The organism is Frankia sp. Allo2, from assembly GCF_000733325.1.
GTDB classification, from domain to species: Bacteria; Actinomycetota; Actinomycetes; order Frankiales; family Frankiaceae; genus Frankia; species Frankia casuarinae.
Window position 1 is genome coordinate 257278 of the sequence record NZ_JPHT01000002.1, and the last position, 23553, is coordinate 280830.

Here is a 23553-nt window from a genome sequence, read left to right on the forward strand (position 1 = left end):
CAGGTGGGCGGACCCGGTCAGGAGACCTACCCGGTCCCAACCGGTCCGCCGTCGGGACCGGTGCACATGGGCCGTTCCCCACGGGCCGGCGGGGCGGCGGGAACCACCTCCGGGGCGAGACCGGGGGGNGGGGCTTCCGCGGACCCGTTCACCGGTGGGTTTCCGATCTCCGCCCGACCGGTTCCCGCGCTGCCGTCCCGGGCCGTTCCCACGTCGCCGGCGGACCTCAGGGGAGTTCCGGGCCAGTCGGGCACCCCGAGCCGGGTCACCGGCCCGGCCTTCCCGGTGGTGCCCGAGAGCTTTGGCGTGACCGCCGCCGCGCCGCCGTCTGATGCCGGGCCCCAAACCGCATACTCCTCGACGGATCCCTGGAACGGGCACAGCTCGCCCCGTGTTCAACTGCCCCGTGTTCAACTGCCCGGTGTGGGCACGCCCGCAGTGGGCCCGGGCGCCCCGAACCGGGAGGCCGGCGAGGTCCGTCCCGGTGGCGGCGGATCCGCTGGTCCGGGCGCGACCTCATCAACTCCGCCCCGCGGATTCGGGGGCGCGGAAGCCTATCTGCCGGGATCGGCGTCGAGTCGTCCCGGCAGGGACCCGGGTCCGGGAAAAAGGGGCCCGAACGGCGGTTCCGGGGTCAATGGCGGTTCCGGGGTCAATGGCGGTTCCGGGGTCAATGGCGGTTCCGGGGTCAATGGCGGTTCCGGGGTCAATGGCGGTTCCGGGGTCAATGGCGGTTCCGGGGTCAACGGCGCCGGGGGCCTCAACGGCCTTCCCGTGGGTAAGGCCGCCGGCGGGAACGGCGCGTTCCCCGCCTCCGCCGACCTCACCGTCGGCCGGCAGGGCCCGGCCACCGGGGGCCTGCCCCCACACTTCCGCCAGGACCGTCTGCGCTCCCGCCAGGATCGTCCGCGGGACCCCCGCGACGGCGGAGCGGATCTTGCAGGCTGGCGGACTCCCCTGCCCGGCACCGGAGATGCCGTCCGTTCTCTCCCGCCCAACGGGCCCAACGGGATCGCCGGACTGGTCCCCGGCCGCCAGGACCCGCTCTCCGGACCGCTCCCGGTGGCCCGGCGACGATCGCCGGTGGAGGCTGCGACGGGGAGCGACTGGCGGGTGCCGGCGAATCGGGTGTCTGGACCGAGGGACTCGTTGGCCGGTCCGACCGACCGGCTGTCCGGCCAGAACGGGCCGTCCGCTCCGGCCCGCGGCCGGGCGCTCGCGGCCCCGGAGCGGCGGGCGGCTGCCGAGGTCGACGCCGATGCGTCGCGGGCCAGCGGCAGGCCCGGCGACCTGGCTGTACCTCGGGTCGAGGAGACGATGACGACCGCTCGTCCGCTGTACCGGCCAGACGCCTCCGCGTTGCCGGCCGGGACCGGTGCGCGTGGCCTGGTCGGAACTCCGTTGTCGCCGGTGGGGCGCCGACCCGAGTCTCCCTCGGAGAGGACGTCCCTGGTGCCCCGGCGGGGATCGGGAAAGGCCAGAGGTGCCGGCGCCGCGCCGGATGACGACAGCGGCTGGCAGCCCTCCCGGTCGGTGCGCAAACCGAGTGGTCGCAGTGTGCCTGCCGACCGCCGCCGCACCCCGAATCCGGTGACCGACACCAACAGTCTCCAACCGGTCTCGGCTCCCCAGCCCATCCGGTCATCAGGATCGACGCGATCGGGTGAGGGGGGTGCGGCGAGCGCCGGCGAGCGCCGGCGTGGCACCGCGGACNGGGCCGGTCGCGCGGGCGGAACCGGCGCCAGGAGCCGTGGACATGCTGGCCGGCATGAGGAGGGCGCCGGGGTCGGCGGCCATTCCGGGCCCGGGCGGCGGGCCTACGGACGTGATGCCCGCGCGGTGGGGCTGCGGGAACAGGGGGATGCCCGGGATGAGCCGGAGGGCGAGGACTTCTCCGGCGAGGATCGCCTCGCCTGGCTTCGTCAGGATTGGATCGGTCCTTTGGCCGTTGCGTTGGTCCTCGCGTTGCTCGCGGTCGGCGGCTATGCACTCCTGCGCGGCGATGGCGGCGGCAAGAGCGCGCCGTCGGTTTCGCCGGCTCCCCCCAGTGGCTCGCCGACGCCCACCACGACCAGCCCGGACGCGATCAATGGCAAGGCGATGATTGATGGCAGTTGGGAATGCCGGCTGGTTACCGGGACGAATCCCCTGAAGCTGTCCGACAATGTCGTCGGTGTGCTCGTGGTCGAACGGACCGCCGGTGCCTACAGCTGGGACGGCACCGCCGGTCAGTACACGATCACGCCGGTGGCCGGTAACGACGGCGGGAATGTGATCGGCAACGTGAAGTTCACCAGCGGGCCACTGAAGGATCTTTCGGGGGTGCACATCGCCAAGCCCGGGGCCGGAATCCGCGACAAGGCGCAGGGCACGCTGGAACTCACCGCGAGTGGCAGCGCACCGCACCGATACTGCGGGGTGAACTGAGGAGATCCATCCCCNCGCTGACGGTAAGTGAAACACCGATATGTCGGATCTAAGGCGCCTCTGGTAGCCCGGGATCTGCCGAGTTCCGACCCCCGTTGTCGGATTCAGGATGGCATGGGGCAGGATCAGGTGCCATGCTCAGGTCTGACCGTGGTGAGGGTGGCGGACGGTGTGCCGCCGCTGGCAGGACGGATGTGGCTGGCGGTGCGGACGGGGGCGTCCCCGTTCCCCGGGAGAGCGGCCGACGGACCGTTAACCGGCGTGGTCTGCTTCGCTGGGCCGGGACCGCGGCGGTCGCGGCACCGGCCGCCGGGCTGTTGGCCGCGTGTGGGGGCTCATCCTCCTCGGCCAGCGCGGCGCGCAAGGTACGTCTCGGCTATGTGACGTCCCGGACGGGGGCGTTCCGCAGCCACAGCGTGGTCGACTCGTATGTGGTGCAGACGATGCGCACGATCTTGGCCGATGGCGTGAAGGTGGGGNNCCGCACCTATCCCGTCGAGATCTTCGTCCGGGACTCCGAGTCGGACCGCCATGGCGCCGGGATTGCGACAACCGACCTGATCTTCAAGGACAAGGTCGACATCGTGCTGGTCGGTGGCACCTCCGACACTGCCGTTCCCGTCGCGGACCAGTGCGAGATCAACCAGGTTCCCTGTATCTCCACAATCGCCCCGTGGCAGGCCTGGTGGAATGGCCGGGGCGGCAACGTCGACATGCCCTTCCGCTGGACCTACCACTTTTTCTGGGGCATGGAGGACCTGGTGGCGACCTACGTCGCGATGTGGAGCCAGCTCGGGATCACCAAGGTGGGGCTCATGTATCCGGACGACGACGACGGCCGCGCGTTCGCCAACCCGGACTTCGGAATTCCCACCATCCGCAATTACAACAATCTCCGGCTGACGTCGCCGATGTCAGCCGGCTACGCAAGCGGGGCGCCCTCATTCAAGACCTATATCGATGAATTCGAGAAGAACGGGGTGCAGGCCGTCGTCGGCGTGTCCCGGGCCGCGGACTTCGCCACCTTCCGGAAGGAGACCAGGACCTTCGGTTACTCGCCGAACGCCCTGACGATCTCCAAGGCGATCTACTTCCAGGAGGATGTGCGTGGCCTCGGTACCGGTGGTGACGGTCTTACCACCGAGGTGGCGTGGTCACCGGCGCATCCCTTCCGCAGCTCGCTGACGAACAAGACGTCCCTGGAGCTGGCCAACGACTTCACCAGCGCCCGCGGCCAAGGGTGGACCCAGATCCTTGGATTCTCGTACGCCCTGTTCGAGGTCGCCGTCAAGGCGCTGAGCAACGTCGACTCCCTCGACAACCGAGAAGCCGTCGCCACGGCCATCCGCGACGTCGACGCCCAGACCATCGTCGGACCCGTGGCGTTCGGAGCTCAGCCCAACGTCCCGAAGAACGTGGCTCGTATCGCCCTCGTCGGTGGTCAGTGGAACCAGAACCAGCAGGCGAACGATTTCGACCTCAAGATTGTCAACAATACGGGTAATACCAAGGTCCCGCTGGATGCCGAACTCCGCAAGCTTCCCCCGCCCGTCTGAGCTCGGGTCGGCTCGCTTGCCCGGGGCGACTGGCACCGGCCGCCCCGGGGCGGATCACCTCAGGTCCCTGCGGTCGCCCGCGACATCGTGTGCTCGACCACCGCGATCAGCGCGCTCTTGGTGGAGTCGCGGTTGCGGGCGTCGCAGGTGATGACGGGAACGGCCGGGCTGACCTGCAGTGCTTCCCGGACGTCCTCGATCGAGTGCCGCAGGATCCCGTCGAAGCAGTTGACGCCAATCACGAAGGGCAACTGCCGCTGCTCGAAGTAGTCGACCGCGGCGAAGCAATCGGCCAGTCGGCGGGTGTCGGCGAGCACGATCGCACCGATGGCTCCCCGCACGATATCGTCCCACATGAACCAGAAGCGGTACTGCCCGGGGGTGCCGAACAGATACAGGATCAGATCTTCGTCCAGCGAGACTCGGCCGAAGTCCATGGCGACCGTGGTGGTGGTCTTGTCCATCAGGTGGGTGAGGTCGTCGATGTGGGCTCCCGCCTCGGTCATGACGGCCTCGGTGCGCAGCGGGACGATCTCGGACACCGAACCCACGAATGTGGTTTTCCCGGCGCCGAATCCGCCCGCTACCACGATCTTCACCGAGGTCGTGGCGACGGCGGAGTTGACCCGCCTGTTGTCAGAGCTTTCGAAGGCCACTGAGAACCCTTTCGAGCAACGCGAGATCCGGTGCCTCGTCGCGGTCAGGCTGCTGGTGGACGCGGACGAAGCCTTCGTCCGCCATATCGCCTACCAGCACGCGGGCCACCCCGAGGGGCACCCGGAGGCCGGCTGCGATCTCCGCGATGGATCGCACCTGCCGGCACATGGCGGCGATGGTCTGTTGCTCCAGGTTGAGGCCGATCGCTCGTTCCTCGCCGAGAGGCGTCGTGAAGACGAGTGCCTCGATGGCGAGTTCATAGCGCGACCGAGTGCGCCCACCGGTCATCGCATACGGACGGACGACCGGCCCGGGCGTGCCCTCGGGATCGATACTCACCNTGACTCCCTGTGTTGCCGTCCGGTCACCGCGGAAGGGTTCCCTGCAGTTCGGCGCGCAACGCCGGGGTCAGGACGTCCTTCGCCCGGCTGACCAGCAGTGCCATCTCATAGCCGACCAGACCGATGTCGCAGGACGGTGCCGCGAGCACTGCCATGCTCGCGCCGTCACTGATTGCCATGATGAAGAGAAAGCCGTGCTCCATCNCCACGNCCGTCTGGGTGACGCCGCCCGCCTCGAAGACGCGGGCGGCGCCCTGGGTCAGGCTCACCAGTCCCGAGGCCACCGCGGCGAGCTGGTCGGCGCGATCCCGGGGGAAACCGTCGGAGACGGCGAGTAGCAGGCCGTCTGCGGACACCACAACGGTGTGGGCGACACCCGGGACGCGATCGACAAAATTGTTGATCAACCAATTGAGGTTCTGGGCTTCAGAACTCACGGGTGTCACCGTTCCTCCTGCGCGTCACGTCGAGGATTCCTCGCGGTGTCGACTCCGACATCACGTCCCTGCCGTACGCCCTGGTAGAAGCTGGCAAGCCGGCCTCCTACAGCCTCAGGAGATCTGGCCGAGGTGTCGGTGGGACGCCGGCGGGGCGCGGGTTCGGCGCTGCCGGGCACGAGATGGGTCATGGGAACTCGCACCGGTAGGCCCGACCGCGTCACGCCGCCTGTGCTCGGCTGACGCAACAACTCGGCCGCCTGCCAGCCGGCGTCCCCGGGAGATGTCCAGTTCTCCCGGGACGGGGGCTGCTGGGGCGTTGCCTGGTGCTGTGCTGGCTGGTATTGCCCTGCTGGTTGATGGTGTGGGGCCGTCTGATGCTGGGCCGCGAAGGCCGGGACGGGCGGAGCCGCTGACGGCGCGTCCGTCGCGGGCTCCTCCCGTGCCGGTGTCCGGGTAGCCGTGAGCGGATCGACTCCGGAGCGGGCGGGGCCGCGTTGCCCGAAGGCCCCACCGAGCCCCGGACGGACCGGGGAACGGGGCGGTGGCGCCGCCCCNCCGGCNCCCGGCCCGGTGGGGCGGGCCGCCGCGGCCGCCGTCGAATGCTGGGCGGGCGCCCGATCGGACGGAGAACGTCGCTGGAACCACGCCGACACGGAGTCGAAGATCGGCGACGTCTCGATGTCGTCGGTGTCCCGGTCTGCCGTGGTCTGTTCGCCGGTGTCCTCGCCGGAGACCGCCTCTGTCGTCCCGGTGTCGCGCAACCGCCGGGACGCGAGCGCCGACGCCAGCCGGTCGCGGGGACCGGTGGACTCCGTGGACTCCGTGGACTCCGATCGTTCCTGCGGAACGGGCCGGTTCTCGGAGCGGGCGAACACGCTGCCGGCCCCGGGGGGCGGCTCCTCGGCCGACCGGGGCCGCTCACCGGCATCGGGCCGGCTCTGGCCGGGCGGTGTCGGGCCGGGCGGTGTCGGGCCGGGCGGTGTCGGGCCGGGCGGTGTCGGGCCGGGCGGTGTCGGGCCGGGCGGTGTCGGGCCGGGCGGTGTCGGGCCGGGCGGTGTCGGGGTGGTGTCGGGCTGCCCGGTCCGACCGGGCCCGGTGGCGCCGCCGGAACGTGGTTTGGTCCCCCAGCGGTTGTCCCCGAACGACACCGGTCTCGTCTCGTCCGTGACCGGATCGTCCCGTCGTCCGAATCCGCGCCGGTCGATGGTCTGGGTGTCCGGTACGACGTCGGGGGGCGGTTCGAGCCGGCCACCGGGAGCGGTGCGGCCGCGGCCGCGAAGGGCATCGAGGTCGAGCCCCCGGTCGTCGAGCTGCCGTGGGTCACGGGGATCGTCCTGCCCACTGGAGCCGGGCCGCTCCCGGGCTCCCGGGACCGGGTGGTCCTCGTCGTTTCCTCCCCGCCCGAGTAGATCGTGCGGCAGGGTCGGCGGAGCGGCGCTGATGCCATCCGTCTCGCTGTCGCGCTCGGTGCCGCCGTCGAGGCCGGGAGCGAAGTCGTCCGGCCCGAAGTCGCGATCATCCGCGGTGGGCGGCGAACCCGTCCGGTCGGATCCGAGCTGAGCGGCGGCCAGCGGCCCGGTGAGAGGGAACGGCCCGGTGCTGGGGAACCGCCGGGGCCCGCTGGAGTCGTCGAAGAGGCTTTCTGGTCCGTCGGATTCACTCGCGGTCCGGTGCCCGTTGGCCCCGGTGCCGTTCGTCGACGCGACCCTGCCGTCCACCGGTTCGGGAGTTCCCGAGCCGGTGCGTTCCGGCCGCTGCGGGGCACGCGGTCCGGTCGGGGAACCGGGGATGGCCGGCGAGTCGCCGACGCGGGTTCCCAACGCCGGCGCGGCGGGCCGGGCCGGTCCCGTGCCGGCCCCGCCGTCTCCGGTCACCAGCTTGGCAGGCAGCCGGACGACAGCGGTGATACCTCCGGAGGCGGACTCACGCAGCTGGACGTGAATGCCGTGGCGGCTGGCCAGCCGACCGACCGCGAACAGGCCCATGGTCCGTGACACCGACACGTCGACCACCGGCGGGTTCGCCAGTCGGTCGTTGACCCGTTCGAGTTCCTTGGCCGGCATGCCGATGCCCTGGTCCTCGATCTCGATCATCGCCCCGGCCCCCGGACCGAGCGAGCGGCTGGTGACGAGGACGCTGGTGGCCGGCGGCGAGTACGAGGTGGCGTTCTCGAGGAGCTCGGCGACCAGATGGACGACGTCGCTGACACCGTTGCCGGCGATGGACACCGCGGCGGCCGAGGTCTGCTTGACGCGGGTGTACTGCTCCACCTCGGAGATGGCCGCCAGTACGACCTCGTTCAGTGGGACGGGGTGTGTCCAGCGCCGAGCGGTGTCCGTGCCGGCGAGGACGAGCAGGCTTTCGTTGTTCCGCCGCATACGAGTGGCGAGGTGATCCAGCTTGAACAGGTTGGACAACTGGTCCGGATCCTGCTCGCGGTTCTCCAGCTCGTCGATGAGACGCAGCTGCCGTTCGACCAGTCCCTGACTGCGCCGGGAGAGGTTCACGAACATCGCGTTGACGTTGTTCCGCAGCGACGCCTGTTCGGAGGCCAGCCGGATCGCCTCCCGGTGAACCTCGTCGAAAGCCCGCGCGACTTCGCCGACCTCCTCGTCGGTGTCGATACCGACCGGTTCGATCGAGTCGTCGATGTCCAGCTCGGTGGAATCGCGCAACCGACGGACGGCCTCGGGAAGCCGATGGTCGGCGACGTCCAGCGCGGCAGTCCGCAGCGCCAGCAGGGGGCGGACCAGCGATCGCGCGACGATCAGTGCGGCGAGCAGGGCGAGGGCCAGGATGAGCAGGATCAGCAGACCGGACAGCAGCGCGTGGCGCTGGATGTTGCCCCGCAGGGTGCCCGCGCGGGCGTCGACGAGGCCCAGGAGCTTGTCAACGGCTTCCGTGCCGGTGTCGATGGTTCGCTGGGTCGCCTGGTCCCATTTCTCGGCTTCCAGCGCGGTCAGCGGCTGACCGATGGGCGCGTTCAGAATTTCTTCGACGTAATTCTGGGTGTTGCGGATGTCCCCGTTGGTCTCGGTGTCGATCGTCGGTTCGTAGACCGCGAGCTGGTTCGGTAGAGCGGCGTTCTCGAGATCGTTGCGCTGGCGGCCCCGCTGGGTCTCGGCCGACAGGAACTCGCGATAGTCGTCTGCCGTGAAGACCTGGTTCCCGTTGCGGGTAAACAGGCCGTGGATGAGTGTCTGCTCCTCGGCGAGAAGTTCCGTCCCGGACATCAGGAAGTAGGCCGTGTTGACCCCGGCGTTGAGCTCCTGGTCGTCATTTCCCTGTGGGATCAGCCGGATCAGGTTGACCAGTGAGTCAATGATCGGCTGAAAGGCGGTCTCGACCGCCTTCCTGTCGATCAGCCTTTCGATCGTCTGCCGCTTGGCGGGCAGCGTGTCCATCCGGCTGCTGACGTCGTCGAGAGCGCGGCGTACCTCGCTGCCGAAGGACCCTCGCCGCTCGTTCGCAGCTGACTTGTACGCCCTGTAGGCTTCATCGACCGCCGCCCGGCGGGTTGGAATCGTGCTCCCGTCCCGGGCGCCGACGGGACCGCTGGCGACGAATCCGGTGCTGTAGGTGCGCTCGGCCTGCAGGGCGTGGACCAGCCCGGCCGCGGAGCGGCTGATCTCGGTCAGATCGGACACCCGGTTGACGTCCCGCGTGCTCGTCAGCACCGTACCCGCCTCGATGGACGAGTAGGCGAGGATCGCGATGACAGGCACGGCCAGAATCGCGATCAGCTTGGTGCGTACCCGCCAGTTGGTGGGGTTGGCGGCGGCGCGACGAAGGCGCGCCAGTCCCGACCCGGCTGGGTTCGGTGGCGCGGCGGATCGACCATCGCGCTGCCCGCCGTCTTCGGCGTCCACGGGCGAACCCGGCGCCACTGTCGGCTCCGAGTCTGCGGCGATGCCCGTGCTGCTGGCCATCGGTTGTCTGCGCACGTACCTTCGCAACCTCTCCGCCAGCCTCCCGGAACAGGTCGTACCAGGATGGCTCGGTATCGGGCCCGGATGTCCCTTGTCAGGCACCATAGCGGTACGAAGTCGGCATCCGAAAGGCGCCTACCGTAAGCGCCTTGGTGGCCGCACGTCAGTTGTCGCTACTGCGCGCGGAGTCACCACTACCGTAACCGCCGGGGAAGCCCGACATCGGGCGTCACTGATGATCGAAGCGCTTGTCGGGGTGAGTGAACCGGGCTGAAGGCGCAAACTCGGCATCCTAGACATCTCCTACATGAGCCCTTACCGCCTTCGCGGCGGTGCCCGGTGCGCTTCGTCTGTTCCGGTGAAGGCCGTGGGAGATGGTTGGGCGCCTGGACGGACCGGTGGGGTCGCCGTGTCCGTAGGCTTGCGGGGTGAGCGAGTTGCAGCGTAGCAGTGCTGGCCGTGGTGCGGAGCCGACGGATACCGGCGCGGTTCGGGATGTTCCGCGGTCCCCGGCGGACGGCCCCAGCGGCCCGTCCGCGGTGGGGCCTGCGGGCTATGACACCGTGCTGGTGATCGATTTCGGTGCTCAGTATGCCCAACTGATCGCCCGGCGCATACGCGAATGTCATGTGTATTCGGAGATCGTCCCGTGGGATATGTCGGTGGACGAGATCCTCGCCCGGCGTCCGTCCGCACTGATCCTTTCTGGCGGCCCGAAGTCCGTCTACTCGCCTGGCGCGCCCCGGGTCGATCCTGCGTTGTTCGCTACCGGAGTGCCTATTCTCGGTATCTGCTATGGCCATCAGGTCATGGCTNAGGCGCTTGACGGCGCCGTCGCGCGCACGGGAACCGCCGAGTACGGAGCAACTCGTCTGTCGGTGTCGGATCCCGGGGTTCTCTTCGACGGTCTGCCCGTTGTCCAGCAGGTCTGGATGTCGCACGGCGACTCGGTGACCGCCGCGCCGCCCGGCTTCCGGGTAACGGCTTCCACGCCGTCGGCCCCGGTCGCCGCCTTCGAGGACCCCGCGCGTCGTCTCTATGGCGTGCAGTTCCACCCGGAGGTGGTCCACAGCGAGCGAGGCATGGACGTGCTGCGGCACTTCCTGCTCGTGGGTGCGGGCTGCCGGCCCACCTGGACGATGATCAACATTGTCGACGAGGCTGTCGCGGCCGTCCGGGCCCAGGTCGGGACCGGACGGTTGATCTGCGGTCTGTCCGGCGGGGTGGACTCCGCGGTCGCTGCCGCGCTCGTGCACCGGGCGGTGGGAGACGCGCTCACCTGCGTCTTCGTCGATCATGGTTTGCTGCGGGCCGGCGAGGCGGAACAGGTCGAACGCGATTTCGTCGCGACTACCGGCGTGGATCTGGTCCATGTCAAGGCGGCCGACCGGTTCTCCGCCGCGCTGTCCGGAGTGACCGACCCGGAGCGGAAGAGGAAGATCATCGGTCGTGAGTTCATCCGGGTTTTCGAGGAGTCCGCCCGCGAACTGGAGGTCCGGGCGGAGGCGGAGGGCGCGACGATCGACTTTCTCGTGCAGGGGACATTGTATCCCGACGTGATCGAATCCGGCTCGCCGACGGCCGCGAAGATCAAGTCGCATCACAACGTCGGTGGACTGCCCGAGGACCTGCGGTTCGATCTGGTCGAGCCGCTTCGGACCCTGTTCAAGGACGAGGTCCGTCGGCTCGGCGAGGAGCTGGGGCTGCCCGAGGAGATCGTCTGGCGCCAGCCGTTCCCGGGCCCGGGCCTCGCCGTCCGCATCATCGGCGAGGTCACGCCCGAGCGGCTCGACGTGGTGCGGGCGGCCGACGCGGTGATCCGGGAGGAGATTCGCAAGGCCGGCCTGGACCGCGAGATCTGGCAGGTCTTCGCGGTGCTGCTCGCCGACGTGCGGTCGGTGGGCGTCCAGGGTGACGAGCGTACGTACGGCTTCCCGATCGTCCTGCGCGCGGTCACCAGCGAGGACGCGATGACCGCCGACTGGGCCCGGCTGCCCTACGGCCTGCTGGAACGCATCTCGAACCGGGTGGTCAACGAGGTGCCGCAGGTTAACCGGGTGGTGTACGACATCACCTCCAAGCCTCCCGGCACGATCGAGTGGGAGTGACGATCCCGGATCGGAGCGCGTGCCCGTCGGACGACCCCCGCCGACGGGCACGTTTGACGTCTGGGCGGGACCGGAGCACCCTGGATGATGTGACCCCGCACGAGATGGCCATTACCTAGGCGCGCGACCGATCATCGGGTCCGCGCCTCGCCCTTCCGCCTTGTCCTGGCGGGGGGCTTTTTTATTGCCGCGGTCATGGTGAGGTGGCCGCTCAGCCGCCGGGAGATGCTCCATGACCGCAGCAGCCGCAGACGACCGATCGGTAGCCCCGGANGCCGAACTCTGGGCGTCGGACATCCGCGCCGCGGCCCGCGTCCTTGCCGGGGTGGCACGACGGACCAGGGTCGTGCGGGATCTCGGCCTGTCGGCGGCGGTCGGTGCGCCCGTCTGGCTCAAGTGTGAGCACGAGCAGCACACCGGTTCGTTCAAGCTTCGGGGCGCCTACCACCGGGTGGCCACCGCGGATCCGGCGACGCGGGCCCGGGGGGTGGTGGCGGCCAGTGCCGGTAACCACGCCCAGGGAGTGGCCTTCGCGGCCGCGGCCTTCGGCGTCGAGGCGACCATCTTCGTGCCGGTAGGGGCCAATCCGGTCAAAGTGGCGCGGACGCGCCGGTGGGGCGCCCGGGTCGAGAAGATACCCGGGGGGGTGGAAGCGGCGCTCGCTGCGGCCGCCACCTTCGCCGCCCGGGGAGACCGGCTGCTGGTCCACCCGTTCGATGACCCGACGGTAGTGGCCGGGCAGGGCACGATCGGCTTGGAGTTGCTCGATCAGGTGCCCGATCTCGGCACCGTTCTGGTCGGGGTGGGCGGCGGAGGGCTGATCGGCGGGCTGGCCGCGGCGGTGCGGTCCCGGCGCCCCGATGCGCGAGTGGTCGGAGTGCAGTCCGTGCTGTCGTCGGCGTTTGCCGCGTCGCTGCGGGCTGGCCGGCGGCTCACGGTGCCCCCCGGTGGGGCTGCGACGCCCGGTGCCGGAACGACGCCCGGTGCCGGAACACTGCGGGGAGTCGGGACGATTCCGGGCAGCCGGACGTCCGAACAGCCGACGGCGCCACGTTCGTCACGGGTGGTCCCGGCGTCGACCACGATCGCCGACGGTATGGCGGTGAANGCTCCGGGGGNCCTGACCTTCGCCCTTGCCGCACGCCTGGTGGACGAGATCGTCACGGTCGATGAGGCGGCGTTCTGGGAGGCGATGGTGTTGCTGCACCGGGCCGGCCACCAGGTGGAACCGGCCGGCGCCGCGGGGGTCGCGGCCTTGTTGCGTCGAAGTGATCTCGCGCAGGGCCCGACGGTGGCAATCCTGTCGGGTGGCAACATCGACCCGGGGGTGGCCAGCAGGGTGAAGGCGCTCGCGGCCATCCCGCCGAGCGCGTCGAGTACCGCGTGACTACGCGACTACGCGACTACGTGGCCGCGTGGCCACGTGGCGTGGCCGCTTGGCCGCGGGGCCGCCTGACCGCCGGTGGGCCGGGCGTTGACGCGGACCACGGCCATCGACGACCCGCCCTCGCGCGCGGGGCGGGGCGGGAACGACGGACAATAGGCTGGTCAGCACGCGGGTCGACGACCACTGGGCGTGGACGTGTGATGGTCATGCGGTGGCATGGACGCGCGAGGACCGCGGCCGGGTGGGGCCGTCGGTGCATCTCGCGGACCACACCGCGGACCGGGCCGTTGGGTGCGATCCGGGCATGCCGCGGTCCGACCTGCCCGACGTCGAACGTACGATCGGAGTCCCATGAGCGGCTTTTTCGGCGATTCCCACNGCGGCGGATCCGGCATCGCCGGGTCGGTCGGGACGGATGTCCACGGCGGTGCGCACGTGCCCTACGACCTGTTCGGCCCGGCGGTGCTGGCGCCGCCGGTGGGCGGGGACGAGCCCGGTGGCTTCTCCTCGCCACGCCTGGATGCCGAGGGCCTGCTCGACGGGCTCAACCTGCAGCAGCGGGCGGCGGTGGTGCACATCGGGGCACCCCTGCTCGTCGTCGCGGGCGCGGGGTCCGGCAAGACGCGGGTGCTGACCCACCGTATCGCGTACCTGCTGGCGGCCCGGGGGGTCCGGCCGGGGGAGATGCTGGCGATCACGTTCACCAACAAGGCTGCCAACGAGATGCGCGAACGGGTCTCGGCGCTGGTCGGTCCCCGGGCGCGGGCGATGTGGGTGAGCACCTTCCACTCGGCCTGCGTGCGCATCCTGAGGTCCGAGGCGAAGCGTCTCGGGTTCGGCTCGACCTTCTCCATCTACGACGCCGCCGACGCGCAGCGTTTGATCACTCTGGTCACCCGTGACCTTGATCTTGATCCCAAACGGCATCCCGCCCGAGGTCTGGCGGCGCAGATCAGCAACCTGAAGAACGAACTGATCGACTGGGAGGCCGCACGGGACCGGGCCACGAACCACCTCGAGCGGACCGTCGCCGAGGTCTACGCCGCTTATCAGCAGCGGCTGGCTCAGGCCAACGCCCTTGATTTCGACGATCTGATCATGATGACGGTGAACCTCCTCCAGTCGTTCCCCGACGTCGCCGAGCACTACCGGCGCCGATTCCGACATGTGCTCGTGGACGAGTACCAGGACACGAACCACGCGCAGTACGTCCTGGTGCGTGAACTCGTCGGCCAACCGGCGTACTTCGGTGGCGGGTCCGCGCCGGTGGAGCCGGCCGAGCCGGCAGCCGGGCCGGGTACCTGGGCCTCGGGCGCCGTCCCACCGGCGGAGCTGTGCGTGGTTGGCGACGCGGACCAGTCGATCTACGCCTTCCGTGGGGCGAACATCCGCAACATCGTGGAGTTCGAGGAGGATTTCCCGAACGCCGCAGTGATCCTGCTGGAACAGAACTACCGCTCCACCCAGACCATCCTCTCCGCCGCGAACGCGATGATCGCGCGTAACAACCAGCGCAAGGCCAAGCGACTGTGGTCGGACGCCGGTGACGGTGAGAAGATCGTCGGATTCGCCGCCGACAACGAGCACGACGAGGCGGCCTTTGTCGCCGAGGAGGTCGACCGGCTCTCGGACGCGAAGCTCGCGCGGCCCGCCGACGTCGCGGTGTTCTACCGGACCAACGCCCAGAGCCGGGTGTTCGAGGAGATCTTCGTCCGGGTCGGGCTGCCCTACCGGGTGGTCGGCGGGGTGCGGTTCTACGAGCGCAAGGAGATCCGTGATCTCCTTGCCNACCTGCGGGTCCTCGCCAATCCTAGCNACACGGTGAACCTGCGTCGCATCCTGAACGTGCCCCGGCGCGGGATCGGCGAGCGGGCCGAGGCGGCCCTGGCGGGCTTCGCTGATGTCGAGCGGATCGGGTTCGCGCAGGCACTGGAGCGTGTCGACGAGGTGCCGGGGATCGCCGCGCGCTCGGCGAAGGCGGTGCGCGAGTTCACCGCGCTGCTCGCCGAGCTACGCGCCGTAGCGGCCGACAACCCGGTGGCCGTGGTCGAGGGGGTGCTTGAACGCACCGGCTACCTGTCGGAACTCCTCGCCGAGGACACCGTCGAGTCCCAGGGCCGGGTGGAGAACCTGCAGGAACTGGTCGGAGTGGTCCAGGAGTTCGCCCGGCGGCTGCCCGAGGGTACGCTTGCGGAGTTCCTCGAGCAGGTCTCGCTCGTCGCCGACGCGGACCAGGTTCCGACCGACGACGGTTCCGATGGTGTGGTCACTCTCATGACGCTGCACAGCGCCAAGGGCCTCGAGTTCCCCGTCGTCTTCCTTACCGGTCTCGAGGACGGCGTCTTCCCGCACCTGCGGACCCTGGGAGATCCCACCCAGCTCGAGGAGGAGCGTCGGCTCGCCTATGTGGGTGTCACCCGGGCCCGGATCCGGCTCTACCTGACCCGCGCGGTGATGCGCAGCGCCTGGGGCCAACCGGCCTACAACCCGCCGTCGCGCTTCCTCGGCGAGGTGCCGGACACGCTGGTTGACTGGCGCCGGCTGGCCGATCCCCCGCCAGCGCCCGCGGGGACGTCCTGGGGCTCGTCTGGCGGGTTTGGGTCGGGCGCGACCGGCCGGGGCGCCGCCGGCGCCCCGGCGGCGCGTAAACCGCTACCGAACTCGCCGTTCTCGGGTCGCGCGCGGCCGGCCGCTCGGGCCGTCCTGGAGTTGCGTCAGGGCGACCGGGTGACGCATGACAGTTTCGGTCTCGGAGTTGTCGTCGCCACCGGCGGGGNCGGNGACTCCGCGGNGGNGACCATCGATTTNGGCGAGAACACCNGCACGAAGCGCCTGCTCCTGCGGTACGCCCCCGTCGAGAAGCTCTGACGGTCCCGAGAGTCCCGGCCGGTCCGCCGCCCCGGCGAGGCAGCTCGCGACCAGGTGGGCAACCTTGCCGCTGAACGCCAGGGAATGATGCCCGAGGCCCGGCACGGTGTAATTTTCGATGTCGAGATCGGGATGGTCGAGCGCCGCCTCGGCGGGCCGCACCACGCTGTCCAGCCCGGCGCCGATCGCGACGAACCGGGTCCGGCAGCCGGGGGCGGGTGCGGCGAGCTCGAGTAGGAGCGCCGATCCCGGCCGTAGCTGGGTGACGAGCCGGTACGGCACCGACCGGGGGACGAGCCCGGCGAGACGGGTGCCGGAATGAGGCGTCGCGAGAGTGATCAGCGTGTCCACGTACTGATCGCCCCCGAGTTGCTGCACGTAGTAGCGGGCCACCAGCCCGCCGAGTGAATGGGCGACGATGTGCACGCGCTGCCTGCCGCTGTCCGTCATCGCGGCGTGCACGGACGCGGCGAGTCGGAGCGCCGCTTCCTGCACCGTCGGCACGAGCAGCGGCAGCTCCACCGTGCGCACCCGGCGGAAACCGCGGCGGCGTAGCGACCGGCCCAACCGGGTGAACACGGACCGGTTGTCGATCAGGCCGTGGATCAGCAGGATCGGGGTGCCTGCCGCGTCGGGAGCGTTGACCAGCAGGCTGCGGTGCAGCGGGGAGAGCGCGCTCAGCGAGTAGGGCTCGTGCTCGCGCGGGCGCTGCCGGCGCAGCGCACTCGCCGGGTAGAGGGCGAGGTGGGTGGCGATCCAGGCCGCTTCCACGGCGAGCCCGCGGGCGTTCACCGGGGTCGTGCGCAGGCCGGTGAGGACCGACCGCCCTGGAGCGGCGATGTTGTCCGCGGCCACGGCCCGCCTCAGGCGGGCCGTGGCCGCGGACAACGATGGCAGTATCCACTCGCCGATGGCCCGCTCGCCTTCCCTCGCCGTACCATCCGTGCCGCCAGCCGTGGTGCTCGCCCCCCAGGTCGGCAGATATCCCGGTGGCCAAGTAAAGACCGGAGAAAGATGCTACAGACTGTTAGGTAGCCCTGTCGACCATCGAGCCTGCCGTCGGCGCAGCCGATCGTCCTGGTCCCCCCGGCTCAGGGATGCGAGCAGCGATGCGGCGTCGCGCGCCGTCTCGGCTGCGGTGGTGGCGGACAGGAGCCGATCGGCGAATCCCAGCGCGTTCAGGTCGGTCGGCCGTAGCCCGCAGACGTTTGCGGCCCGCTCGACCGGTATCCGAAGCGTGACGGCGGTGCCCTCCGGGGAGAGCGCGGTGAAGTAACTGTCCGGGGTCATGGCGACGACGTCGGTGACCGCCGCGGCGAGAGCCCCGCCAGAGCCGCCCTCACCCAACACGATCGACAGCGTCGGCGAGGGGCAGGCCAATACCGCGGCCATCGCATCCCCGATCGCCGCCGCGATGCCCGCGGCCTCGGCGTCCGCGTCGTTCGCCGCGCCGGGCGTGTCGACCAGGGTCACGAGACCGATCCCCAGCTTCCCCGCGAGCCGGGCGGCGCGGACCAACAACCGGTACCCGGCCGGCCCCGGGGCGTCGCCGCGACGGGCCCCGACAGCCACGACCACCGCACGCATCGGCCCTCCCCGCCCCGCAGGCCCCGTAGCCCCCGCAGGCCCCGTAGCCCCCGCAGGCCCTGCGATGTCGCCCAGGAGCACCCCCACACCGGCCACGACCCGGGGATCCGGCCCGACCAGGTCGACGCCGTCGGGAAGCAGCGTCCGCAGCACCTCGATGCCGTCCGGGCGGATGCCATCCCTGGCCGCCCGCACCTGCGCCCACCCGGAGCGCGCGGCGGCATGTTCAGCTCCCGGCGCAGGTCCGTCGGACCCGGTTCGGGTGTCCGGATCGTCGGGCGGGACGGGGAGGGTGGTCCCGTCGCCGGCTCGTGACGGGCCGCCGTCCGATCCGTCTGCCTGGTCGCCTCTGTCTGCCTGGTCGCCCGATCTGCCCGGAGTGGTTTGGCCACCCGGGCCGGTCCGGGTACCTGGACCGGCCCGGCTCTCCCGATCGGGTGGATCCGCCAGGCCGGTCAGGGCCCGCCGCAGCCACACCTGGATGGCACCGGGCGCCGGCGCCGCGTCAACCAGCCCTGCGGCGTACGCCGAGTCCGCGGTGTAGCTGCCCGGGGGCGGGGCGGCACCGGTGGCCGCCGCGACCACCCGAGGCCCGGCGAAGCCAACCGTCGCCCCGCGCACCGCGCACCGAAGGTCCGCGCGGGAGCCGATCGTCACCCAGACACCACCGGTGGTGGGCTGGTCCGCGACGGCGATGTGACCGACCCCCGCCGCGTCCAGTGCGGCGAGCGCCAGTGCGGCCCGGGGCAGCCCGACGAGTCCGGCGACCCCTTCCTGCAGGCGGGTGCCGCCGCTGCGCAGGAACGACACCAGGGGACGGCGGCTGGCCGCGGCCGCGGTGGCGGCTTCGGCGAACCCACGTGCGTCCCGCTCGCCAAAGCTTCCCCCGTAAACCGTGAAATCCCAGACCGCGACCACGGCAGGGATGCCGGCCACCGCGCCTTCGCCCCAGCGCAGGGCCGGTCGAGCGTCGTAGTCGGGCCAGCCCAGTCGGTTGACGGCCGCGGCAGTGGCGGGCCGCAGGGNGATGCCTGCGAGCAGGGCGGCACGCCAGTCGGCGGTCGTCTTCTGGCCCGGCCGGGTGTCGTTGTCCACGTCCGCATCTTCGCGCCCGGGGCCGACCGGATGTCCGTCGTCGCGGCCGCGGTGTCGTGGAACACGGACGGGCGCTCCCCGCCAGCGGGTGCTCGCAGGCCCGCACGCCTGGGACGCTTCGTGCCCTCGGCCCGATGGCGGCCGGGACATAGTCTTTCATCCACAGCCCCCCGGCGGGTGGCAACCCGGATCGAACCCGCTACACCGGTGCGGCGAGGGGAGCAGCGAGGGAAGCGATGCTCACACCGCTGATGGAGGAGGATCCTCGCCAGATCGGCCCGTACCGCCTGCAGAACCGGATCGGTGCCGGCGGGATGGGGACCGTGTATCTCGGTTTCGCCCCGGATCGGCGTCCCGTCGCCGTGAAGGTCGCAGCCGAGGATCTCGCCGAGGACGAGGAGTTCCGCAGCCGCTTCGAACGTGAGGTGCGGGCGGCGCTGCGCGTGCGAGGCACGGCGGTGGCCGCCGTGCTCGACGCCGACACCGAGGCCGCGGCGCCGTGGATGGTCACCGAGTACGTCGAGGGGACCAGCCTGGCCGAGGCCGTCCGGGCCCGCGGTCGGCTGGAGGACCACCTCGTCCGGGGTCTTGCCGTCGGCCTCGCCGACGCGCTGGTCGCCATCCACGCCGCCGGCGTCNTCCATCGTGATCTCAAACCGTCCAACATCCTGCTGGCCTGGGACGGACCCAAGGTGATCGACTTTGGGATCGCGCACCTGACCGACAGCGCCACGCTGACCCGCACCGGTCATGTGATCGGCACGTTGGCCTGGATGTCACCGGAACAGATGCGCGGCGAGCCGTCGGACGCCTCAGCGGACGTCTTTGCCTGGGCGAGCTGCGTGACGTACGCGGCGACGGGGCGACATCCCTTCCATGCCGAGACGCCGGACCTGCTTGCCGTCCGGGTGCAGCGGGACTCTCCCGATCTCTACGCGCTCCCCGGGTACCTGCTCAACCAGGTCGCGAGGGCGCTGTCCAAGGCCCCGCGGGAGCGGCCGGACGCCGCCTCGCTGCTGGCCGCGCTGGTAGGCCGGGAGGTGCGTGGGGTCACCGAGGCCGATGCCGCCGCCGGTGACGTCCTGGAGCGGACCTGGACCGGATCGTCTCCGGCGTTCGGCGTGCCCGCCCCGTTCCCCGCGCCGGTCTCCTCCCCGTCGCCGAATCGTTCCGGTCCGCGTGTCCCCGGCGCGGGGCGAGTTCCGGCCCGGCCCGCGCCGGGGGCGGCCGGCTCGGCCGGCGGCTGGGCGCCGGATGTGCAGGGACCAGGCCCGGCACCCGGCCTGTGGCCGGTCGGACCGCCGCCACCCGCATCGGCCTTTCGGCCCGCCGTGCCATTACCCCCCGCGGCTCCGCTGCGACCGGTCGCCCCGCCAGCGGTCGCCCCGCCAGCGGTCGCCCCGCCACCATCGTCGGGAGCGGTTTCCCCGGGGGGGTGGGCGGATCAGGCGCCCGCGGGGCGTCGGGGCACGACCGCCGCGGACGTGGCGTCCGATCCGGGACGGTCGGAGGTGACCTATCGCTCCAGCGACCCGACTCCGCCGGCGCGTCCTCCGGATCCATCGGCCTTCCCGCCAGCGGGTCGACCGGCTGCGCCGCGGGTCGGGCGGTGGACCGACGCCAGGCGGGCCGAGGCGTCGCGGCGCCGGCACTGGAACAGCGCCGCGATGCTGTCGGTTCTCCTGGCGGTACTCTGGATCTTCGGGATTGGGAGTGCCGCGGCTGTCGTGGTCGGCCTGGTCGCGCGGGTTCGGATCCGCCACAGGGATGAGCGTGGCGCCACAGTGGCGGCCTTCGGCATCGGCCTGGGTTGGCTCGGGATCGGACTAACGATGATCTTGATCGTCGTTATCCTGAAATTCGTCTAACTGGTCCGGAGGGGCCGGCCACGATCGGTGTTTCTTCCATGTGATTTCCGGCATAATGAGGGTCTCAACTTTCGTGACGTCAGACACGGGACGGCCTAGGGCAGATCCCGGCGGTCACGCTCAGCGGCTCCCGGCGGACCCGCGCTCTGAGAGCGGCGAGGCGGAAGCCACCCTCGGTGCGACAGGTGTCCACCTCATTTGTCCTGTATCTGTCCTGTATCGACGACCCTGCCGGGTCCCCGGAGCGGGTCGAAGGATGCGCCGGACCGGCCCGTTCGATCCCACCCGCGGGCCGCCAGCGACGGCGGTGGTGCACGGCGCGTGGCGCGCGCCGTAACGCCCTCGTCAGTAGGCTCGCAGGCGTTCTGTGCAGCTCTACGTATCCCAACCCGTAACGACCGCATCCGACTGGACGGACCGTGGATCTTTTCGAATACCAGGCGAAGAAGCTGTTCGCCGAACATGGCGTACCGGTGCCCACCGGGAAGACCGCGACCACCCCCGAGGAGGCCCGCGCGATCGCCACCGAGCTCGGTGGCAGGGTCGTCGTCAAGGCGCAGGTCAAGACCGGAGGCCGGGGCAAGGCCGGTGGCGTCAAGGTAGCCGACGGGCCGGATGACGCCTTCGCGAAGGCGACAGCGATCCTCGGCATGGACATCAAGGGCCACACGGTCCACTCGGTGCTCGTCGAGGAAGCCAGCAACATCGCCGAGGAGTACTACGCATCCTTCCTGCTGGACCGGGCGAACCGCACCTTCCTCGCCATGGCCTCCCGAGAGGGCGGCATGGAGATCGAGGAGGTGGCGGCGACCAAGCCGGAGGCGCTGGCCCGGATTGCGATCGACCCGCTCAAGGGAGTCGACGCGGCCAAGGCTCGCGAGATCGCGGTCGCGGCGAAGCTGCCCGAGGCGGCTCTGGACGGCGCGAGCGAGCTGCTGGCCAAGCTCTGGACCGTGTTCGTCAAGTCGGACGCCACCCTCGTCGAGGTCAACCCGCTGATCCTCACCGGTGACGGCCGGGTCGTCGCCCTCGACGGCAAGGTCAGCCTGGACGACAACGCCGACTTCCGCCACCCGGAGCACGAGGCGTTCGTCGACGTGGCCGCGGTGGACCCGCTGGAGCAGAAGGCCAAGGAGAAGGGCCTCAACTACGTCAAGCTCGAGGGCGAGGTCGGGATCATCGGAAACGGTGCCGGCCTGGTCATGTCCACCCTCGACGTGGTGACCTACGCCGGGGAGGAATTCGGCGGCAAGCGCCCGGCGAACTTCCTCGACATCGGCGGCGGTGCGTCCGCCGAGGTCATGGCGAACGGTCTGTCGATCATCCTTGGTGACCCGGCGGTCAAGAGCGTCTTCGTCAACATCTTCGGTGGCATCACCTCCTGCGACGCGGTGGCCAACGGCATCGTGCAGGCCCTGAAGATCGTCGGCGACGTCAGCACCCCGCTGGTGGTGCGCCTCGACGGCAACAACGCCGAGGAGGGCCGCCGCATCCTGGCCGAGGCGAACCTGCCGGTGGTCAAGCCGGTCGACACGATGGACGGCGCGGCGAAGCTCGCCGCCGAGCTCGCCGCGGCCGCGGCCTGACCTGGGCGAAGGGGATTGCGAACCGATGGCTATCTGGCTTGACGAGAACAGCCGGGTGGTGGTGCAGGGCATCACCGGCTCGGAGGGCAGCAAGCACACCCGCCGCATGCTCGCCGCGGGCACGAACGTCGTCGCCGGCGTGAACGCGCGCAAGGTGGGCCAGCAGGTCGAGGGCGTGCCGGTGTTCGGCTCCGTCGCCGACGCGATGGCGCAGACCGGCGCCAACGTCTCGGTGATCTTCGTTCCGCCTGCGTTCACCAAGGACGCGGCGATCGAGGCGATCGACGCGGCGATCCCACTCGCGGTGGTCATCACCGAGGGCGTGCCGATCCACGACACGACCGAGTTCTTCGCCTACTCCCGGTCCAAGGCGACGACGCGGATCATCGGGCCGAACTGCCCGGGTATCGCGAGCCCCGGTCTGTCCAATGCCGGCATCATCCCGGCCGACATCACCCCCGGCGGGCGCATCGGCCTGGTCAGCAAGAGCGGCACGCTGACCTACCAGATGATGTACGAGCTGCGGGAGTTCGGCTTCTCCACCTGTGTCGGCATCGGTGGCGACCCGGTCATCGGCACCACGCACATCGATGCGCTCGACGCCTTCCAGGCCGATCCGAACACCGACGCGATCGTGATGATCGGTGAGATCGGCGGTGACGCCGAGGAGCGGGCCGCGGCGCACATCGAGGAGAACGTGACCAAGCCGGTCGTCGGCTACGTGGCCGGCTTCACCGCGCCGGAGGGCAAGACGATGGGCCACGCGGGCGCCATCGTGTCCGGTTCGTCCGGTACCGCGCAGGCCAAGAAGGAAGCCTTGGAGAAGGCCGGCGTCCGGGTTGGCAAGACCCCGTCGGAGACCGCCCGGCTGATGGCTGACATCATGCGGTCGTTGTAGGCCTATCCTGATGCCGAGCCCCCGCGGGACGCGGGGGCTCGGCACCGGGNCAGGTAGGGGTCTCGGCCGCGGGGCTTCGGGACGGACGTCTTCCCTTCGCTTCCGACGGCTGCAAGACTCCTGCATCGGTGCATCGACGACTCTCGTCCCCGCACCGACCGACCAGACGAAGTGGGGTTGCCGTCGTGGCACAAATCGGCGGTCGTAGCGTCGCCACCAACGACATCGGGGNGATCGCCTCCGGGGCGGTCACGTTCATCGTGAGCTTCCTGCCGTGGTATTCGGTGAGCCTGGGATTTTTCGGCCGCTCGGCGGAGGCTCACAAGAACGCCTGGGGGCTCGGGTTCAACTCCTGGTTCCCGGTATTCCTGGTGGTCGTGGTCGCCGGTCTGGTGACGGCGCGCGTCGCCGCCAACGTCCGCATCCCGGACGTTGGTCCGGTCTCGATCCTGTGGATACTGCCGGCCGTCTCGGCGTTCGCCGTCCTCCTGCTGTTGATCAGATGGATTCGGTTCCCCGACGTGCCGAGCGGAGTGGATGCCGGGCCGAGTTTCGGGTTCTACCTCGCCTTGCTGCTGACGATCGTGCAGACCGTCTTCGGGGTGCTCACGGCGCTGGCGAGCGGAGCGCCCATTCCCGGCCGGCCAGGTGCCCGTCCCACCGGGCCCGGTCAGCCGGGCGCCTGGCCTCCGTATGGTGGTCAGCCGCCTTACGGCCAGCCCTACGGCCAGCAGCCCACGCCCGGTTACGGTCAGCCGCCCACGGGGTACGGGCCGCCGCCGGGCTATGGGCCGCCCGCTGGCGGG

13 protein-coding genes and 1 pseudogene are annotated in these 23553 nt (G+C 70.6%); 8 read left to right on the forward strand and 6 right to left on the reverse strand.

The window, feature by feature from the left end; genetic code table 11:
* Positions 1-2561: 2561 nt before the first annotated feature.
* Positions 2562-3983 (forward strand): ABC transporter substrate-binding protein, encoded by a 1422-nt coding sequence (locus tag ALLO2_RS03495; protein WP_035729610.1) that lies wholly within the window; start codon positions 2562-2564, stop codon positions 3981-3983.
* 59 nt (positions 3984-4042) lie between these two features.
* Here ALLO2_RS03495 and ALLO2_RS03500 read toward each other — a convergent pair whose 3' ends face one another.
* The 4 genes from ALLO2_RS03500 to ALLO2_RS03515 form a co-directional block, all read right to left on the reverse strand.
* Complete coding sequence (locus ALLO2_RS03500; protein ID WP_011435094.1) at positions 4043-4639, reverse strand: ATP/GTP-binding protein; 597 nt, start codon at positions 4637-4639, stop codon at positions 4043-4045.
* The gene (locus tag ALLO2_RS03505; protein ID WP_011435095.1) at positions 4620-4979 is read right to left on the reverse strand and encodes a DUF742 domain-containing protein; all 360 of its coding nucleotides are present in this window, start codon (positions 4977-4979) and stop codon (positions 4620-4622) included. Before ALLO2_RS03505 ends, ALLO2_RS03500 begins: the two co-directional genes overlap by 20 nt.
* Positions 4980-5004: 25 nt before the next feature.
* Positions 5005-5427: a roadblock/LC7 domain-containing protein gene (locus tag ALLO2_RS03510; RefSeq protein WP_084588336.1), complete on the reverse strand. Its 423-nt coding sequence runs from the start codon at positions 5425-5427 to the stop codon at positions 5005-5007.
* Complete coding sequence (locus tag ALLO2_RS03515) at positions 5424-9290, reverse strand: sensor histidine kinase (RefSeq protein WP_232234854.1); 3867 nt, start codon at positions 9288-9290, stop codon at positions 5424-5426. The genes ALLO2_RS03510 and ALLO2_RS03515 overlap by 4 nt, the downstream gene beginning before the upstream one ends.
* Before the next feature lie 599 nt (positions 9291-9889).
* Here ALLO2_RS03515 and guaA point away from each other — a divergent pair.
* The 3 genes from guaA (at position 9890) to pcrA (ending at position 15713) form a co-directional block, all read left to right on the forward strand.
* Complete coding sequence (gene guaA / locus ALLO2_RS03520; RefSeq protein WP_198030939.1) at positions 9890-11458, forward strand: glutamine-hydrolyzing GMP synthase; 1569 nt, start codon at positions 9890-9892, stop codon at positions 11456-11458.
* Between the two features lie 232 nt (positions 11459-11690).
* Positions 11691-12845 (forward strand): threonine/serine dehydratase, encoded by a 1155-nt coding sequence (locus ALLO2_RS03525; protein ID WP_035729616.1) that lies wholly within the window; start codon positions 11691-11693, stop codon positions 12843-12845.
* 351 nt (positions 12846-13196) lie between these two features.
* Positions 13197-15713 carry a DNA helicase PcrA gene (gene pcrA, locus ALLO2_RS03530; RefSeq protein ID WP_035729619.1) on the forward strand — a complete coding sequence of 839 codons (2517 nt, stop codon included), beginning with the start codon at positions 13197-13199 and terminating at the stop codon, positions 15711-15713.
* Between the two features lie 288 nt (positions 15714-16001).
* Here the strand turns inward: pcrA and ALLO2_RS27755 are convergent.
* Together ALLO2_RS27755 and ALLO2_RS03540 are read right to left on the reverse strand one after the other, a co-directional pair.
* Positions 16002-16568, reverse strand: a pseudogene (locus ALLO2_RS27755) (esterase/lipase family protein); the annotation flags it as partial.
* Positions 16569-16730: 162 nt separating this feature from the next.
* The gene (locus ALLO2_RS03540; RefSeq protein WP_051874817.1) at positions 16731-18395 is read right to left on the reverse strand and encodes a carboxyl transferase domain-containing protein; all 1665 of its coding nucleotides are present in this window, start codon (positions 18393-18395) and stop codon (positions 16731-16733) included.
* Positions 18396-18631: 236 nt separating this feature from the next.
* On the opposite strand from ALLO2_RS03540, the gene ALLO2_RS03545 reads away from it, so the two are divergent.
* The 4 genes from ALLO2_RS03545 to ALLO2_RS26170 all read left to right on the forward strand — a co-directional run.
* Positions 18632-20263, forward strand: coding sequence for a serine/threonine-protein kinase (locus ALLO2_RS03545; RefSeq protein ID WP_035729623.1), 1632 nt, complete (start codon positions 18632-18634; stop codon positions 20261-20263).
* A gap of 419 nt (positions 20264-20682) precedes the next feature.
* Positions 20683-21849 carry an ADP-forming succinate--CoA ligase subunit beta gene (sucC, locus tag ALLO2_RS03550; protein WP_011435104.1) on the forward strand — a complete coding sequence of 389 codons (1167 nt, stop codon included), beginning with the start codon at positions 20683-20685 and terminating at the stop codon, positions 21847-21849.
* Between the two features lie 25 nt (positions 21850-21874).
* Positions 21875-22747 (forward strand): succinate--CoA ligase subunit alpha, encoded by an 873-nt coding sequence (gene sucD, locus ALLO2_RS03555; protein WP_011435105.1) that lies wholly within the window; start codon positions 21875-21877, stop codon positions 22745-22747.
* Between the two features lie 185 nt (positions 22748-22932).
* Positions 22933-23553: hypothetical protein (locus tag ALLO2_RS26170; protein ID WP_084588337.1), on the forward strand; the 621-nt coding region annotated here is incomplete at its 3' end.